This window comes from Octadecabacter sp. SW4 (genome assembly GCF_008065155.1).
In the GTDB taxonomy this organism is placed as follows: Bacteria; Pseudomonadota; Alphaproteobacteria; order Rhodobacterales; family Rhodobacteraceae; genus SW4.
Window position 1 is genome coordinate 1286742 of record NZ_CP042819.1, and the last position, 16529, is coordinate 1303270.

Genomic DNA, 16529 nt, shown 5'->3' on the forward strand with positions numbered 1-16529 from the left:
TCATAATTTTACCTTGAAGTGTGCGCATTTTGTGACCGGTGCCGCGGATAAGCAGGGCGCGACTGACTTTACCACAGGGAACCGCGTCGTGATTCAAGGCAATTCGAACGATAACTCGCTTTTTGGAACCGCCGGAAGCGACGAGATTTCCGGCCTGGCAGGGAATGACACGATTTTTGGCGGCGAAAGCGACGACACGCTGTTTGGCGGCGATGGTGATGATACGTTTTTCGGCGCACTGACTTACCAAAGCACCATTGATGGCGGGAACGGTGTTGATACGCTTGACCTCTCGGACAGCGCGGTGGATTTTTCGGCGTCCGGCACCTTTGTTATCGACATCGATCAGGGCGTGTCGATCAGCAATGGCGCATCCTTCAGCGATGGTAGCTATAGCAACCTCGAAAACATTATCAGTTTTGACTACGTGGCCATCGAGATGATTGGCAACGCGGCCAATAACACCCTGGTCGCGTCCCTTTACGACGACACGATCCGTGGCGAAGACGGTAATGATGTGCTTTCGGGCCGCGACGGCGACGATATGCTGTTTGGCGATGCGGGCAATGACACGCTGACCGGCGGCAATGGCATCGACTCGCTTTACGGCGGTGCTGGCAAGGACTCGCTTGTGGTGCTGGGCGGCACCGGGTCTGACGACCTTTATGGCGGCAACGGCAACGACACCGGTGATTTCACTGCCATCACCGGTGCTGATATGGTGTTCAATTCCGCAAGCCAGACCTATGCGTTTTCCGCAGGTGGCACGACATACGCCATGAACTCGATCGAAAAGATACTGGCCGGGTCCGGCAATGATCTGATTGCCGGGGCCAATGCCTATACGCTGACCATAGATGGTGGCGCGGGTGTCGATACGCTCGATCTGTCCTCAAGTTATATTAATGTGTCGACACTGGGTGACTATGTGATCGACATCGACGAGGGTTTTTCGACGAATGGCGGATCGGTGTTTGATTTTGGCGGTTTCAGTAACCTTGAAAACGTCACAAGCTTTGAAAAAGTCGCAATTGTGCTAATTGGTAACGGCGCCGACAACACCCTTGCCGGGTCGATCTATGGTGATATCATCCGCGCCGAGAGCGGCAGCGATACCCTTGTCGCAGGCGCGGGCGACGATATCCTTGATGGTGGGGCCGGGGCCGATTCCTATGATGGTGGCACGGGCACGGACACCATTGATTGGTCGGCCGAGACCGCAGCAGTCATGGCGGATTTCACTTTGGGAACGGCCTGGATCGGCGCGATCAGCGAAACCTTCACCGGCGTAGAGCAAGCCCTCTTTGGCAGCGGCAACGACATCGTGACGGTCGATACCTTTAATAACGGTGCAGCGGTCGATTACGTCTGGAACGGCGGTGACGGGATCGATCAGTTGATTCTGAAATCGGACGGTATCGCCGACGAGGTTGATCTGAATATCAACGCCATCGGGTTTGAAAACGTGGCCGGATCAAACGACGACAACACGATCCAGGGAACCATCGCGAACAATAACCTGCAGGGGCGCGGGGGTGATGATATACTCACAGGCGGTGGTGGGTCCGACATTCTGTCGGGGGGCAATGGCGCCGACACCGTCTATGGCGGCGATGACGGCGATACCAATCGTGGCGAGGCCGACATCGACAATCTGTTTGGCAATGGCGGCGACGATGACATTTCGGCAGGGACGGGCGAAGACCTGGTCTTTGGTGGCGCTGGCGCGGACACCATTCGCGGGCAGGGTCAGAATGACATTTTGAACGGCGATGCGGGCAACGACACCATTTACGGCGGATCGGGTGCCGATGAAATCAATGGTGGCGACGACGATGATTCACTTTTTGGTCAAGGCAACAATGACACTCTGAACGGTGGCAATGGCAATGACACGCTTGGCGGTGCCGCCGGCTCGGACGAGCTGTATGGCGGTGCCGGTGATGATGTTCTGACAGGCGGAATCGGGCTTGATACCCTGGACGGCGGCGCGGGCAACGACCTGATGAACGGCGGGCTACATGCCGACAGCTTTGTCTTTGGGGCGGGCTATGATCAGGACCGTGTCAACGGATTTGAGCAAGGGATCGACACGCTGCTGCTTGACGCATCCCTTTGGAGCGGGACGAGCGGTATCACTGATACCCAAGACGTGCTGAACGCCTTTGGCGCGCTGAACGGTACGGGGACAATTTATACCCTGACGTTTGGCAGCGATGTGATTGAACTGCAAAACGCTGGCGGCATCAATGCGGCAACGCTTGCCGCGGATTTGACGATCCTCTGACGACGGGGGTCTGCAAGTGCCACAGCGCTAACTGTGCGGATTTTCGCACAGTTAGCGATCACAGATGTGTGAGAATCCGCCAGTTGCTGCACCGCCGCATTATTGGGCGGCGTCTGCGTTTGCCGTAACCATCTGGCGTAGAAACGAAAATTCAGTAAGGCGCGCTATGCGCTGATCCTGCTTGCCGAAATGTCGGGCAGGGCGCAAATTTTCATTCATCCCCGTCCCGGGGTGAATTGACTCACTGATTCCAAGGGAGGAAACCTATGTCATTCTTCAAAGCTGCCGCATCCGTTGCCGCACTCAGCCTTGCCGCCGGATCTGCTATGGCCGACCCAACCGGCTGCGACGAGGGCGAAATCGTCGTCAAGTTCAGCCACGTCACCAACACCGACCGCCACCCCAAAGGCATCGCCGCGACCCTTCTGCAAGAGCGCGTGAACGCCGAGATGGAAGGCATCATGTGCATGGAAGTGTTCCCCAACTCGACGCTTTACAACGATGATCAGGTTCTCGAGGCGATGCTGCAGGGCGACGTTCAGATGGCCGCGCCGTCGCTGTCGAAATTCGAAGCCTTCACCAAGCAGTTCCGCATTTTCGATCTGCCCTTCATGTTCACCAACATCGAAGCCGTTGATGCATTCCAGACATCCGAGGCAGGCGAGGCCATGAAAGATTCCATGACCCGCCGCGGGTTGCAGGGTCTGGAATTCTGGCACAACGGCATGAAGCAGTTTTCGGCCAACGTGCCGCTGATCATGCCAACCGACGCCGCGGGCCTCAAGTTCCGCGTGCAGCCGTCCGACGTGCTGGTGGCCCAGATGGAAGCGCTGGGTGCATCGCCACAGCCGATGGCGTTCTCTGAAGTTTACGGCGCCTTGCAGACAGGCGTTGTGGACGGGCAGGAAAATACATGGTCCAACGTCTATGGCCAGAAGTTCTTTGAAGTGCAGGACGGCACCACCGAAACCAACCACGGTGTGCTTGACTACCTTGTCGTCACCTCGGTCGATTTCCTCGACAGTCTTGATCCTGCCGTGCGGGATCAGCTTTTGACGATCCTGAGCGAAGTCACCGTCGAGCGGAACGCCGCCGTGGGTCAGGTTGATGCCGATGCCCGCCAGGCGATCATCGACGCCGGTGGCGTTGTGCGCGAACTGACGGCCGAACAGCGTGCTGCATGGGTCGAAGCCATGAAGCCCGTCTGGGAGCAGTTCACCGACGATGTCGGTCAGGAAAACATCGACGCAGCCCAGGCGATCAACGCCGCGCTGTAAGTGATTTGACCTAAAGCAAGAACTGGGCATCCCGATGGAGGATCGGGGTGCCCAAATCACAACCTTGGGAGGGGCAGGGGATGAGCACGTCACACAGCGACACCCGCGGGCCATTTGGCCGCTTTATCAATTCACTCGAAGAAACATTCATCGCGATCCTGTTGGGTCTGATGACGGTGATTACCTTCGTGAACGTGGTGCTGCGCTATGGCAGCGATTCATCCTTTATTCTTTGGATCGAACGGATCACCGGAGGCGATCTGCCCTCGACCCTGCTGTGGGGTCTGGAAACGGTGCTGATCCTTTTTGCATGGCTGGTGCTGTTTGGCCTGTCCTACGGGTTCAAGGTGCGCGCCCATCTGGGTGTGGATGCGGTGATCAACATCGTTTCGGCCCCGGTGCGCCGCACGATGGTGATCCTGTCCGCACTGGCCTGCATCGCCTATGGCGGTCTGGTCATGAAGGGCGCCTGGGATTACTGGGCACCATTCGCGGGCTATCCGCAGACCACGGGCCGTGTGATCCCGACCGGATTTGACGCAGACACCCGCGATCAGGGGTGGTACGAAACTGAACAGGTGCCAATCCCGTTCGGACGAACCTTCCTCGAAGAGCGCTTCAACATGGGCGAGGAATACGAAAAACTGCCGCGTTTCATCCCCTATTTCATTCTTCCCTTTGGCGTGGCGCTGATGCTGTTCCGCATCCTGCAAGCCAGCGTCGCGGTCCTGCGTGGACGCGCCGACAGCCTGATTGCCAGCCACGAGGCCGAAGACGCCATCGAAGATGCCGCCGCCGTTGTGGCCAAGGGAGGAAACTAGATCATGGAAGTCCTTTTCCTGTTCAGCATGATCATCGGTCTGCTGCTGATCGGTGTGCCGATTGCGGTGTCGCTTGGTCTGTCGTCAATTATCTTCCTACTGATGTATTCCGATACCTCGCTCGCCTCGGTGGCGCAGTCGCTTTATCAGTCGATGGCGGGGCATTACACGCTGCTGGCCATTCCGTTCTTTGTGCTGGCTTCGTCGTTCATGTCCACGGGCGGGGTGGCGAAACGGATCATCCGCTTTGCCATCGCTTGCGTCGGGCATTTGCAGGGTGGTTTGGCCATCGCCGGTGTCCTGGCCTGCATGATGTTTGCGGCGCTGTCGGGATCGTCGCCCGCCACGGTGGTCGCGATCGGGTCGATCGTGATCGCGGCCATGACCCAAGTGGGCTACACCAAGGAATTCGCGGCGGGCGTGATCTGTAACGCAGGCACGCTGGGTATTCTGATCCCGCCCTCCATCGTGATGGTGGTCTATGCCTCGGCCACGGATGTGTCGGTGGGGCGGATGTTCCTTGCGGGTGTTTTTCCGGGCCTTTTGGCCGGTCTGATGCTGATGGTGACGATCTATGTCTTTGCCCGTATCCGCAACATGCCCAAGGGCGAATGGCTGGGCTGGGGTGAAATGTCGAGTGCCTTGATTGATGCCTTCTGGGGGCTGATGCTGATCGCGATCATCATGGTCGGGATCTATGGCATTCCCGGTGTCACGGGCGCGATCTTTACGCCGACCGAAGCGGCGGCTGTTGCCTCGATCTATGCCTTCTTTGTGGCGATCTTTGTCTATCGCGACATTGGTCCGCTGAAATCGCGGCCCTGGCTGAATGACGCCGAACGCCCGATGCTGAGCCTTGGGTTCCGCGTCATCATCTTTGCGCTGATCGGCTTTAGCCTGCATGTCATGGCATCCAGTTCGGCCGAGGGCGCGCCCTATCCGCGCAGCATCGGTATGCCGGTGGCGCTGGGCTGGGTCGTTCTGTGCGCGCTTGCGGGCTGGGCGATGTTCCAGTTCCAGGAGGCCCGCGGCAAGATCGGCCTGGTGCTGATCGCGGTGCTGGGCGTGCTGCCCGCCGTGATCGCCATTTTCATGATCGCGCCAAACGTCTATGGCGGGGTCTATGCCAGCGCGATGGAGGCCACGGGGATCGCGGTTTTCGCCGGGTTCATGGGCGCGCTGATCGCCCTGATCGTCGCCGCGCTGGTGGGGCTGTTCGTGGCACTGCCTGCGGTGATCTTTGTTTTCTCGCTCAACGTGTCCTCGGTGCAGGCGCGCGGGGCAGGGACAACCTATCGCGCATCCCTTGGCGGTGCGGCGGTGTCGTTCGGCAAGGGGGTCGGCAATGCGGTGATCTGGTTCGTGCCGTCGCTGGTGCATCGCGATACCCGCGATACGCTGTTTGACGCAGGCAAGCTGACGATCACGCTGATGTTCATCATTGCCAACGCGCTGATCCTCAAGCATGTGCTGACCGAAGAACAGATCCCGCAGCAGATCGCGGGTGCGATGCTGGAAGCCGGATTTGGCAAGATCATGTTTCTTGTGATCGTCAACGTGATCCTGCTGATCGGTGGTCAGTTCATGGAGCCATCGGGCCTGATCGTGATCGTTGCGCCACTCGTGTTCCCGATCGCGATTGAACTGGGCGTGGACCCGATCCACCTGGGCATCATCATGGTCGTGAACATGGAGATCGGCATGATTACCCCGCCGGTCGGTTTGAACCTCTTTGTGACCTCGGGCGTGGCGGGCATGCCGATGATGGCCGTCGTGCGCGCGGCGCTGCCATTCCTGCTGGTGCTGTTCGTGTTCCTGATCATGATCACCTATATCCCGATCATATCGACCTACCTGCCCACGACATTCATGGGACCGGAGATCATCACGAACTAAACGGTGCGCTACCGCGCATTGTTATTAGGAATGTGGAAAGGCGACGCTTGGAAACGGGCGTCGCCTTTTGCTGTGGTCGCTGGATCGAGTTGTATTTGCCAAGATGAAGTCAGGCGTTTTCCAGCGCCGTGATGATCGGCGAGAAGTCTTCGGCCTTGAGAGAGGCACCACCCACCAATGCCCCGTCCACGTCGGGCACCGCGAAGATTTCCGCCGCGTTCGCCCCCTTGACCGAGCCGCCGTAAAGGATGCGAAAGGCATTCCCGTTCTGGCCAAAGCGGTTGGTCAGCGCGATCCGCAGGGCGGCGTGGACCTCTCCGATTTGTTTGAGGGTGGGGACTTTGCCGGTGCCGATCGCCCAGACCGGTTCATAGGCAATTACCGTGGTGTCACCGCTGGCGCTGTCGGGCGTGCTGTCGCGCAGTTGCGCCGAGACCACGTCAAGGGTTTCACCCGCCTCGCGCTGGGCCAGTGTTTCACCGATACAGATCACCGCCGTGAGGTTGGCACCATAGGCCGCCAGCGCCTTGGCATGGACATCGCCGCTGGTTTCCCCGTGATCGGCGCGCCGTTCGCTATGGCCAAGGATCACATGGGTCGCGCCCGCATCCGCCAGCATGCCTGCCGCGATATCGCCGGTATGTGCGCCGCTGGCCTGGGCGTGGCAATCCTGCCCACCGATCTGCATCGGGTGGTCGGTGGTCGCTGTGCCAAGCGTGCGGATCATTGTCGCTGGCGGGCAGATCAGCAGATCAACGCCCGGGTCCTTGTGTGCGGCGCAAAGTGTCATCACTTCGGTCACACTGGTCAGCGTGCCATTCATCTTCCAGTTTCCGGCGGCGAGTTTGCGGCGCATGGGTGTCCTCCTGATGGCTGTCGCGTCACCCTAGCAAGCGGGCGGGCAATCTGGAAGGGCTTGCCCACGGGGCCATGATCGGCCATGTCGGCGCAAAGTCGGAGGATGTGATGATACCAAGAATTGATGCGGCGCGGTTTTTGGCGGGTGAGATGGCCGAAGTCGCTGCCGTGCGTGCGGCGGCGGCTGATGTGGGGTTCATGACCATCTACAACACGCCGCTGTCGGACGGGCCGGTGCAGGATGTGTTGGCCGCCTATGCCGCGTTCTTTGCCCTGCCCGAGGCGGACAAGCGCGCGATTGACATGGCCCAGACCGGCGCGAACCGGGGCTGGGGCGCGCCGGGATCGGAACAGGTCGACCCGGAGGCCAACCCCGATTACAAGCAGGTGTTTGATTGCGGCTTTGAACTGGCCAGCGATGATCCCCTGGCGGGGCTGGCCTGTTATGCCCCCAATCTCTGGCCTGATCAGCCGACGGGATTTCGCACAACTGTACAGGCCTACTACCGCGCCGCAACGGCGTTTTCGCTGGAGCTGCTGGCCGGGCTGGCGGGCGCAATTGGCGAGGATGCGGGGTATTTCGCTGACAAGTTCACCCGCCCGATGGCCCTGCTGCGGGGCAATTATTATCCACAACGCCCCGCATGGGCCGGCGCGCGCGATTTCGGCATTGCGACCCATACCGATTACGGCTGCCTGACGCTGCTGGCCACAGATGGCACGCCGGGGCTTGAGGTGCGCAAGCGTGGTGGCGGCTGGAGTCCGGTCACGGCCCCCGTCGGTGAATTTGTGATCAATTTCGGCGAGATGCTTGAGATGTGGACCGACCGCCGCGTTATCGCCACGCCACACCGCGTTGTCGGCACCGATGCCGCGCGCATGTCCGTGCCGCTGTTTTTCAACCCCAACCATGATGCCAATGTCGCGCCGATCGGATCAGGCAAGGTCATTCTGGCGGGGGATCATCTGCAAAGGCGGTTCGACGAAACCTATGTGCACCTGCAAAAGGGCGCGAACTAAAGAAACGTCAGGGCGCGGCGGGCCAATGCGGATGCCGCGGTGGGGTCGTCCTGCGCACTGTCGGGAAGGGTCCAATAGGGCATGCCGGTCGGGCCGCCCGCCTTGGCCCCGCGATCGCGGGTATAGGTCCAGCGGGTGCAGCCCATGCCCTCAAGCTCGGTCACGAAATCACCCTTGCCCTTGATCATGATGCCGTGGTCGCCGTGGATGATCGCGAAAATCACGCCGTCACTGTAGATGCACAAGCCGCCCATCATTTTGCGGGTGGTCAGCGGGGCGACACCGTCGAACAGCTCCAGAGCATGAGCGATCTGGTCGTCCGAGACGCTCACTGGGTGAGTTTTTCGTCGAACTTGATGGATTCACCGCAGCCGCAAGCCTCGGTCACGTTGGGATTGCGGAACTTGAAACCGGATTCCAGCAGCGAGATTTCATAGTCGATTTCCGTGCCAAACAGGAACATCTGCGCCATCGGCGCGATCATCACGCGCGCGCCGTCCTGTTCCACGACCTCGTCCAGCGGATCGACTTCGGCCACGAATTCCATCGTGTATTCCATGCCGGCGCAGCCGCCCTTTTTGACGCCGATGCGCAACCCCTGCTGGCCATCGCGGCCCATGAGCTTGGCAATCTGCACCGCTGCGCGCGGGGTGATCGTGACGGCCTGTTTGCCGGGAATGCCGAACATTTGCGGTCTCCTTTGCACAACAGATAGGCCGGATGGGGCATTCTCTCAAGGGGGCGGGCGCGACTCTTGGGTGGACAGTGGTGGATTGTTGCACGCGCCATCTTGCGCTTTGGTGGCAGAGGTTCTAGCTGGCGGGCATGGCACGTGCACCCCTTCTTCAGTTTTCCGACATATCCCTTACCTTTGGGGGTCATCCGGTGTTTGACGACCTGTCGCTGGTGGTGCAACCCGGTGATCGTGTGGCCCTTGTGGGGCGTAACGGGTCGGGCAAATCCACCCTTATGAAGGTCATGGCGGGACTGGTCGAGGCGGACAAGGGCGCTGTTACCGTGTCGCCGGGCGTGACCGTCGGCTATATGGAGCAAGACCCCGATATGGCGGGCTTTGCCACATTGGGCGATTATGCCGCCAGCGGGCTGGACCCAAGCGAGGCCTATAAGGTCGATATGGTCGCCGAAGGGCTGAAGTTTGACCCCTCCGGCGATGTCGCCACGGCCTCGGGCGGGGAACGCCGCCGCGCGGCGCTGGCGAAATTGATGGCCGAAGCGCCTGCGCTGATGCTGCTGGACGAACCGACCAACCATTTGGATATCGAAGCGATTGCATGGCTCGAGGCCGAGCTCAAACAGACCCGCGCCGGTTTCGTGCTGATCAGCCACGACCGTGCCTTTTTGCGCGCCCTGACCCGGGCAACCCTGTGGATTGATCGCGGCGCGGTGCGGCGCGCCGAAGAAGGGTTCGACGGGTTTGAAGCATGGCGCGACAAGATCTGGGAAGACGAAGACACCCAGCGCCACAAGCTGAACCGCAAGATCAAGGCCGAGGCGCGCTGGGCCGTCGAGGGTATATCCGCACGCCGCAAACGCAATCAGGGCCGGGTGCGCGCCTTGCAGGATTTGCGGGCCGAACGCGCCAGCCAGATCATGCGCCAGGGCACGGCGGCGATGACGTTTCAGGGCGGCAGCGCATCCGGCAAAAAGGTGATCGAGGCCGTGGGCCTTGCGAAAACCTATGACGGGAAATCCATCGTCAAAGGGTTTGACCTGACCGTGCAGCGTGGTGACCGGGTCGCGTTTGTTGGCCCCAACGGTGTGGGAAAAACGACACTTATCAAGATGTTGCTGGGTCAGGTTCAGCCAGATGCGGGCAGCGTGAAACATGGCACAAATCTGGACATCGCGGTGTTCGATCAGGCCCGCGCCCAGCTTGATCCCGATCAGACCCTTTGGGACAACCTGACAGGCGATCCGCTGATGGGGGTCAGTGGCAAGGCCGATCAGATCATGGTGCGTGGCCAGCCCAAGCATGTTGTTGGCTACCTCAAGGAGTTCCTGTTTGATGAGGCCCAGGCGCGCGCGCCGGTGCGATCCCTGTCAGGTGGGGAGAAGGCGCGACTGTTGCTGGCCCGCTTGATGGCGCGTCAAAGCAACCTTTTGGTGCTGGACGAACCGACCAACGATCTGGACATCGAAACGCTTGATCTGTTGCAGGATATCCTGGGCGACTACGACGGCACCGTGCTGCTGGTCAGCCACGACCGCGACTTTCTGGACCGTGTCGCCACCACGACCATCGCAATGGAAGGCGACGGGCAGGCCGTGGTCTACGCCGGTGGCTGGTCGGATTATCGCGACCAGCGCGGCGGTGACTTTGTCGAAAAAACCAATCCGACCGACAGGGTGCAAGCCCCCAAGGACAAGCCCAAACCGGCGGCGAAAAAGTCGGGCCTGAGCTTTACGCAAAAGCACCGCCTTGAAACGCTGCCCGATGTGATGGCCAAGATCACCGCCGAGATCGGCAAACTCGAAGCCTTGCTGGCCGATCCGGCCCTCTACACTAGCGCGCCGGCCAAATTCGCCAAGGCGAGCGCGGCCTTGGCCGAACGCCAAGCCGCACTGGCTGCGGCCGAAGACGAATGGCTGATGCTGGAAGAAAAGGCGGGCTAACCCCAAGCCATGACGACGACCGCAACCATGCAACGCGGCACGAGGGCCACGGCCGTGATGACCCGCGCAGGCAAACCCCATGTTGCAACAGCCGCGATCAGCAAAAGCACAGCGATTGCAAGTGTATACCAGACGATGCGGGCGTTGTGGGCGGCAAAAAATGCAAGCGGGCCAGCAATCGCCGGCCCGCATTAATGATGTTCGTAGGTTGTTATTCGCCGTCGAAATCAACTTCTTCCATGATCCGCAAGGCCGTTGATCGTTGCTCCGCCAGATCGCTGAGCGCGACATTGTCGGCGGTGAACGTGCCCCAGCTTGCGACCAGATCCGACAGCTCTGCGCCCGCCAGCACCGGGTATTCGCTGTTGGTCTCGGCATAGATCGCCTGCGCGGTCGGTGAGACAAGGAATTCCATCAGTTGCACGGCCTCGTCGCGATTTGGCGCGGCTTGGGTCAGGGCAACGCCCGATACGTTGACATGGGTGCCGCCACCTTCGAATTCAGGGAAAACGATGCGCACGGAATTGGCCCATTCCACCTGTTCGGGGTCGGCCAGCATCTGGCCCATGTAATAGGTGTTGCCCAACGAAATATCGCATTCACCGGCCCAGATCGCCTTGACCTGCGCGCGATCATTGCCTTGGGGCTTGCGCGCAAGATTGTCGCGCACACCGGCAGCCCAGTCGCGCGCGCCGTCCTCACCCAGATGGGCAATCACCGCCGACATCAGCGCAAGATTATAGTCGTGCGTGCCCGACCGGGTGCAAATACGGCCCTGCCACCTTGGGTCGGCCAGGTCTTCATAGGTGGTCACTTCGCCGTCGGCGACGCGATCACGGCTGGCGTAAACGATCCGCGCACGGGTCGTGAGGCCAAACCACAGATTGTCGGGGCTGCGCAGATCGGCAGGGATCGCGGCCTGCAATATGTCACTGTCCACCGCTTGCACCACGCCCGCATCGACGATCTGTTGCAGGTTGGCGATATCCACGGTCATCACCAGATCAGCCGGAGAGCGGCTGCCCTCGGCCTGAAGCCGCTCGACGATGCCGCCGTCAACAAAGGCCATGTTCACAGCGATGCCGGTCTGTTCGGTAAAGGCATCCATCACCGGTTGGATCAGCTCCGGCTGGCGGGTGGTGTAGATGTTGACATCAGCCAGCGCGGGGGCGGCGATTGCCGCGATGCAGGTGGCCATCAGAAGGGTGCGTCGTGTCATGGGGTGCTCCGGTTTTTTGACTGCACTCTCTAAATCCGACTCTTTTAGTCAGGTCAATACCTGATTTATTTAGTCAGCCTTTTCTTGACGCTTCGCCGCATCCCACAGCCCGTCCATTTCCGCCAGATCGGATTGCGCGGGTGTCTTGCCCATCGCCGCCAGGGCATCCTCGACCATCTCGAACCGGCGGATGAACTTTGCGTTGGCCGCACGCAGGGCCGCTTCGGGGTCGACATTCAGATGCCGTGCAAGATTGGCCATGACAAACAGCAGATCGCCGATTTCTTCGGTGATTTCTGCCTGGCTCAGGGTGTCGCGCGCCTCGACCACCTCGCGGGCCTCCTCGGCGATCTTGTCGATCACATGCACCACATCGGGCCAGTCAAACCCGACCCGGGCGGCACGTTTTTGCAGCTTCATCGCGCGCAGCAGGGCAGGCAGGCCCACGGCCACGGCATCCAACGTGCGCCCCTGATCCTTGCCCGCCCGTTCCGCCGCCTTGATCTTTTCCCAGTCGGCGGTTTGCTGATCGGCGGATTTGTCGCGCGATTCATCGCCAAATACATGCGGATGGCGCGCGACCATCTTGTCACTGATGTTGCGCGCGACCGATGCAAAGGTGAAATGTCCGGCTTCCTCGCCCATCTGGGTGTGATAGACGGTTTGCAGCAGTAAATCGCCCAGTTCCCCCTCAAGTTCGCCCATATCGGCCCGTTCAATCGCATCGGCCACCTCATAGGCCTCCTCGATCGTGTAGGGCGCGATGGATGCAAAATCCTGCGCGATATCCCAGGGGCAACCGGTCGCTGGGTCGCGCAGGGCCGCCATGATTTCCACCAGGCGCGCCATCTGCACGGGCCCATCGTCGGTTCTGTCGTGGATCAGGGGATTTTCGGCCATTGAGGGGGCGCTCCTTTGCTGCAAGACTAGGGTATTGCCACAACGCCGCGAGTCCAACCCATGCCCGTCATCAATCGTATCGCCGCCTTTGCCGAGGATATGACCGCGTGGCGGCGGCATTTGCACCAAAATCCCGAACTGGGCCAGCAATGCCATGAAACGGCAGCGTTTGTCGTAGGCCGTCTGCGCGAATTCGGGGTCGATGAAATCCACGAGGGGGTCGCCGTGTCGGGTGTGATCGCAGTGATCAACGGGCAGGGCGACGGCCCGACGATTGGTCTGCGCGCCGATATGGACGCCTTGCCGATCAGCGAAACAACGGGCGCGGACTGGGCCAGCGTCAACGAAGGAAAAATGCACGCCTGCGGCCATGACGGACATACGGCGATGCTGCTGGGCGCGGCCCGCTATCTGTCGGAAACGCGCAATTTCAGGGGGCGCGTGGCGCTGATCTTTCAGCCTGCCGAAGAAGTCGGCGGCGGGGCCGAACTGATGGTAGAGGAAGGGGTGCTGGACCGCTTTGATATCCGCGAAGTTTACGCGCTCCATTCCGCACCGGGCACAGCCCTGGGGCAGTTTTACACGACACCGGGGCCGTTGATGGCGGCTGTTGATACCTTTCATATCGACATCAAGGGCGTCGGGGGGCACGCCGCCTATCCGCATGAAACGATTGATCCAATTCCCGCCTCCCTGTCGATTGCCCAAGGCCTGGCGACGATTGTCAGCCGCAATCACAACCCGCTTGATGATCTGGTGGTGTCCGTCACGATGATCCACGCGGGCACCGCCGATAACGTGGTGCCGGAAACGGCCTATCTGGGCGGCACCGTGCGCACATTCGACAAAGCCGTGCAGGCGATGGTCATGAGCCGGATGGAAGACATCGTGGCGGGGCAGGCGGCGTCCTTTGGTGTGCAGGGCACCCTGCGCTACGAGGTCGGCTACCCGCCCACGGTCAACGATCCCGTCGCGACAGATTTCGCGGTCTCGGTGGCGCAGGACATCGCGGGTGCGGGTGGTGTCGATGCCGCCGCCACCCCCGAGATGGGGGCCGAGGATTTTGCCTTCTTTCAGGAAAAGCGCCCCGGAGCCTATCTTTTTATCGGCAATGGCGACACCGCGGGCCTGCACCAGCCCGATTACGATTTTGACGATGCCGCCGCGCCCTTTGGCGCCTCCTATTTCGCGCGCCTGGTCGAGCGCGCGCTGCCACTGACCTGAAGGATCGTATCATGGGACTCGAAGACGCCAAGAAACAAGTTGACGTGGCATTTACCCGCAAGGACCGGCGCGGGCTTGCCTATGAAAACGCGTTCGGCGGGGCGACATCCTTCCTGCGCCGTCAATACACCAAGGATCTGGCGGGCGTTGATCTGGCCGTGACGGGTGTGCCGTTTGATCAGGCCGTCACCAACCGCCCCGGCACACGGTTCGGGCCGCGCGCGATCCGTGCGGCATCAACCCTGCAACCCTATGACCCGCCAACCGGCTGGGGCGGGTTTGATCCGCTTTCGGATTTCCGCATCGTCGATTATGGCGATATGGCGTTTGATTATGCCGATGTGGCGGGCTTTCCGGCTCTCGTGCAGGCGCATATTGCGGGGATTCTGGCGGCTGATGTGGGCAGCGTGACCCTGGGCGGTGACCATTTCATCACCCTGCCGATCCTGCGGGCCTATGCCGAAAAATTTGGGCCCCTGTCGGTGATTCAGTTCGATGCGCATTCGGATCTCTGGGCCGACGATGACATGGACCGGATCGATCACGGCACGATGATGTATAAGGCGGTGAAACTGGGGCTGGTTGACCCCGCGCGATCTGTCCAGATCGGGATTCGCACGGAATGTGATGATTATTGCGGGATGCACTACATCGAGGCGCGCGAGGTCCACGAGAAAGGCATCGCGGCGACGGTGGCGCGGGCACGCGATCTGGTCGGCGATGCGCCCACCTATGTGACCTTTGATATCGACGCGCTTGATCCGGCCTTTGCGCCCGGCACCGGCACGCCCGTCTGGGGCGGGCTGGCCAGTTGGCAGGCGGCGGCGATGATGCGCGATCTGGCCGGGATCAATATGGTCGGCGGAGACGTGGTCGAGGTGTCACCGCCCTTTGATCATGGCGATATCACCGCCGTTGCGGGCGCGCATGTGGCGATGGAACTGTGCTGTCTTTACCTATGGAACAAGCGGGGGGCGTGATGCCAAACCAACCGATATCGGGCAATGATCTGGCGCGGTTTTCGGGGCCGCAGACCTTCATGCGGCTGCCGTCTGCGGATACGGCCGAAGGGCTTGATGTGGGGTTCATCGGCGTGCCGATGGATATCGGCACAAGCTGGCGGTCCGGCACGCGGTTCGGCCCCAAACAGGTGCGCGAACAAAGCGCGATGATCCGCCCCTATAACATTCAGACGGGGGCTGCGCCGTTCGATAGCCTGCACTGTGCAGACCTTGGCGATGTGGCGATTAATACCTTTGATTTGAAGGCAACAATTGACATTATTACAAAGGATTACGACGCACACTTAAGGCATAACATGATCCCGATCGGCATTGGCGGTGACCACACCATGACCCTGCCAATCCTGCGCAGCATCGCACGCAAGCACGGCCCTGTGGCACTGGTGCATGTGGATGCCCACGCCGATGTCAGCGAGGACATGTTTGGTGTCAAAGTGGCCCACGGCACCCCGTTTCGCCGCGCATATGAAGAAGGTCTGATAACGCCTTCAAAAGTATGGCAAATCGGCCTGCGTGGCACAGGCTATTCCGCCGATGACTTTACCGAGGCCGCGGGCTGGGGGTTCAACCAGTATCTTGCTCCAGCTTTGTGGCACAAGTCACTGACTCCACTCGCAAAAGATATTGTGACAGCGATTGGCGATCAGCCCGCATATATCACTTTTGACATCGACAGCCTTGATCCGGCATTCGCGCCCGGCACCGGCACACCTGAAATCGGCGGGCTGACAACAATGCAGGCGATGGAGCTGATCCGCGGCTTGCGCGGCCTCAACATCGTCGGGGCGGATATGGTCGAGGTCTCGCCGCCCTATGACACCAGCGGCAACACTGCACTCGTCGGGGCCAACATCATCTACGAGATTCTCTCTGTCCTGCCGGGGGTGAAATACCGATGAAAATAACGGTCATTCTGCTTGCGGTCCTGATCGTTCTGGCGGTGCTTTATATCCGCCTTGCGCCAAGCGATCCCGCGCGCTGGCATATCGATATTGCCGATCCCGCCTTTGAGCCTGACCCGAATTGGGCGGTGTTTTGTCCGCCCAGTGACAGCCGCTACGGACTGGCGACCGATCTTGCGGCGATTGAAGCCCAGGCGATGAATTGGCCACGCACGAAACGACTTGCGGGCAGCGTGCAAGAGGGGCGGATCACGTGGATCACACGCTCGGCGGTGTTCGGGTTTCCCGATTACACGACCGCAGCGCTGCGCGAAGACAATGGGCAGATGCTGCTTTGTATCGTCGCGCGCCAGCGGTTCGGGAAGCTGGACGGCGGCGTCAATGCGCGGCGTATTCAAGCGTGGGTGCAATCCGCCTATGGGCTGAACGAGGTGCCGGATTTGATTTGGCACACGGCAAGCCCTTGACC

15 protein-coding genes are annotated in these 16529 nt (G+C 60.5%); 10 read left to right on the top strand and 5 right to left on the bottom strand.

The window, feature by feature from the left end; genetic code table 11:
• Positions 1 to 31 precede the first annotated feature (31 nt).
• From FTO60_RS06400 to FTO60_RS06415, 4 genes are all read left to right on the top strand, one after another.
• Positions 32 to 2287: a calcium-binding protein gene (locus tag FTO60_RS06400; RefSeq protein ID WP_172623825.1), complete on the top strand. Its 2256-nt coding sequence runs from the start codon at positions 32 to 34 to the stop codon at positions 2285 to 2287.
• A 266-nt stretch (positions 2288 to 2553) separates the two neighbouring features.
• Positions 2554 to 3564 carry a DctP family TRAP transporter solute-binding subunit gene (locus FTO60_RS06405; RefSeq protein ID WP_148055176.1) on the top strand — a complete coding sequence of 337 codons (1011 nt, stop codon included), beginning with the start codon at positions 2554 to 2556 and terminating at the stop codon, positions 3562 to 3564.
• 80 nt (positions 3565 to 3644) lie between these two features.
• Complete coding sequence (locus FTO60_RS06410; protein ID WP_148055177.1) at positions 3645 to 4385, top strand: TRAP transporter small permease; 741 nt, start codon at positions 3645 to 3647, stop codon at positions 4383 to 4385.
• A gap of 3 nt (positions 4386 to 4388) precedes the next feature.
• Entirely contained in the window at positions 4389 to 6281 is a 1893-nt protein-coding gene (locus FTO60_RS06415) for a TRAP transporter large permease (RefSeq protein ID WP_148055178.1), read from the top strand.
• A gap of 109 nt (positions 6282 to 6390) precedes the next feature.
• On the opposite strand, the gene tpiA is transcribed toward FTO60_RS06415, so the two are convergent.
• A complete protein-coding gene (gene tpiA / locus FTO60_RS06420) occupies positions 6391 to 7137 on the bottom strand; it encodes a triose-phosphate isomerase (RefSeq protein ID WP_148055179.1) in 747 nt (248 codons plus the stop codon).
• Positions 7138 to 7247: 110 nt separating this feature from the next.
• Between tpiA and FTO60_RS06425 the strand changes: the two genes are divergently transcribed.
• Positions 7248 to 8159 carry an isopenicillin N synthase family oxygenase gene (locus FTO60_RS06425; RefSeq protein ID WP_148055180.1) on the top strand — a complete coding sequence of 304 codons (912 nt, stop codon included), beginning with the start codon at positions 7248 to 7250 and terminating at the stop codon, positions 8157 to 8159.
• On the opposite strand, the gene FTO60_RS06430 is transcribed toward FTO60_RS06425, so the two are convergent.
• Positions 8156 to 8491: a TfoX/Sxy family protein gene (locus FTO60_RS06430; RefSeq protein WP_148055181.1), complete on the bottom strand. Its 336-nt coding sequence runs from the start codon at positions 8489 to 8491 to the stop codon at positions 8156 to 8158. The genes FTO60_RS06425 and FTO60_RS06430 overlap by 4 nt on opposite strands.
• The gene (locus FTO60_RS06435; RefSeq protein ID WP_148055182.1) at positions 8488 to 8847 is read right to left on the bottom strand and encodes an iron-sulfur cluster assembly accessory protein; all 360 of its coding nucleotides are present in this window, start codon (positions 8845 to 8847) and stop codon (positions 8488 to 8490) included. The genes FTO60_RS06430 and FTO60_RS06435 overlap by 4 nt, the downstream gene beginning before the upstream one ends.
• A 137-nt stretch (positions 8848 to 8984) precedes the next feature.
• Between FTO60_RS06435 and FTO60_RS06440 the strand changes: the two genes are divergently transcribed.
• On the top strand, positions 8985 to 10793 hold the full coding sequence (locus FTO60_RS06440) for an ABC-F family ATP-binding cassette domain-containing protein (protein WP_148055183.1): 1809 nt from the start codon (positions 8985 to 8987) through the stop codon (positions 10791 to 10793).
• Positions 10794 to 11004: 211 nt separating this feature from the next.
• On the opposite strand, the gene FTO60_RS06445 is transcribed toward FTO60_RS06440, so the two are convergent.
• Positions 11005 to 12012, bottom strand: a complete 1008-nt coding sequence (locus FTO60_RS06445) for a Fe(3+) ABC transporter substrate-binding protein (RefSeq protein WP_148055184.1) — start codon at positions 12010 to 12012, stop codon at positions 11005 to 11007.
• A 69-nt stretch (positions 12013 to 12081) separates the two neighbouring features.
• Positions 12082 to 12912 carry a nucleoside triphosphate pyrophosphohydrolase gene (gene mazG, locus FTO60_RS06450; protein ID WP_148055185.1) on the bottom strand — a complete coding sequence of 277 codons (831 nt, stop codon included), beginning with the start codon at positions 12910 to 12912 and terminating at the stop codon, positions 12082 to 12084.
• 60 nt (positions 12913 to 12972) lie between these two features.
• Between mazG and FTO60_RS06455 the strand changes: the two genes are divergently transcribed.
• The 4 genes from FTO60_RS06455 to FTO60_RS06470 are packed head-to-tail and all read left to right on the top strand — an operon-like array spanning position 12973 to position 16527.
• Positions 12973 to 14136 (top strand): M20 aminoacylase family protein, encoded by a 1164-nt coding sequence (locus tag FTO60_RS06455; RefSeq protein ID WP_148055186.1) that lies wholly within the window; start codon positions 12973 to 12975, stop codon positions 14134 to 14136.
• Between the two features lie 11 nt (positions 14137 to 14147).
• Positions 14148 to 15116, top strand: coding sequence for an agmatinase (speB, locus tag FTO60_RS06460; RefSeq protein WP_148055187.1), 969 nt, complete (start codon positions 14148 to 14150; stop codon positions 15114 to 15116).
• On the top strand, positions 15116 to 16057 hold the full coding sequence (gene speB / locus FTO60_RS06465) for an agmatinase (RefSeq protein WP_148055188.1): 942 nt from the start codon (positions 15116 to 15118) through the stop codon (positions 16055 to 16057). The genes speB (FTO60_RS06460) and speB (FTO60_RS06465) overlap by 1 nt, the downstream gene beginning before the upstream one ends.
• Complete coding sequence (locus FTO60_RS06470; RefSeq protein ID WP_148055189.1) at positions 16054 to 16527, top strand: DUF1499 domain-containing protein; 474 nt, start codon at positions 16054 to 16056, stop codon at positions 16525 to 16527. Before speB (FTO60_RS06465) ends, FTO60_RS06470 begins: the two co-directional genes overlap by 4 nt.
• Positions 16528 to 16529: the final 2 nt, after the last annotated feature.

What these genes read in the sequence shown, in the direction of transcription:
- FTO60_RS06440 (WP_148055183.1), top strand. Translation starts at nt 8,985, where the DNA reads ATGGCACGTGCACCCCTTCTTCAGTTTTCCGACATATCCCTTACCTTT.
- FTO60_RS06425 (WP_148055180.1), top strand. Translation starts at nt 7,248, where the DNA reads ATGATACCAAGAATTGATGCGGCGCGGTTTTTGGCGGGTGAGATGGCC.
- FTO60_RS06415 (WP_148055178.1), top strand. Translation starts at nt 4,389, where the DNA reads ATGGAAGTCCTTTTCCTGTTCAGCATGATCATCGGTCTGCTGCTGATC.
- FTO60_RS06455 (WP_148055186.1), top strand. Translation starts at nt 12,973, where the DNA reads ATGCCCGTCATCAATCGTATCGCCGCCTTTGCCGAGGATATGACCGCG.
- FTO60_RS06470 (WP_148055189.1), top strand. Translation starts at nt 16,054, where the DNA reads ATGAAAATAACGGTCATTCTGCTTGCGGTCCTGATCGTTCTGGCGGTG.
- speB (WP_148055188.1), top strand. Translation starts at nt 15,116, where the DNA reads ATGCCAAACCAACCGATATCGGGCAATGATCTGGCGCGGTTTTCGGGG.
- FTO60_RS06445 (WP_148055184.1), bottom strand. Translation starts at nt 12,012, where the DNA reads ATGACACGACGCACCCTTCTGATGGCCACCTGCATCGCGGCAATCGCC.
- speB (WP_148055187.1), top strand. Translation starts at nt 14,148, where the DNA reads ATGGGACTCGAAGACGCCAAGAAACAAGTTGACGTGGCATTTACCCGC.
- FTO60_RS06405 (WP_148055176.1), top strand. Translation starts at nt 2,554, where the DNA reads ATGTCATTCTTCAAAGCTGCCGCATCCGTTGCCGCACTCAGCCTTGCC.
- mazG (WP_148055185.1), bottom strand. Translation starts at nt 12,912, where the DNA reads ATGGCCGAAAATCCCCTGATCCACGACAGAACCGACGATGGGCCCGTG.
- FTO60_RS06435 (WP_148055182.1), bottom strand. Translation starts at nt 8,847, where the DNA reads ATGTTCGGCATTCCCGGCAAACAGGCCGTCACGATCACCCCGCGCGCA.
- tpiA (WP_148055179.1), bottom strand. Translation starts at nt 7,137, where the DNA reads ATGCGCCGCAAACTCGCCGCCGGAAACTGGAAGATGAATGGCACGCTG.
- FTO60_RS06410 (WP_148055177.1), top strand. Translation starts at nt 3,645, where the DNA reads ATGAGCACGTCACACAGCGACACCCGCGGGCCATTTGGCCGCTTTATC.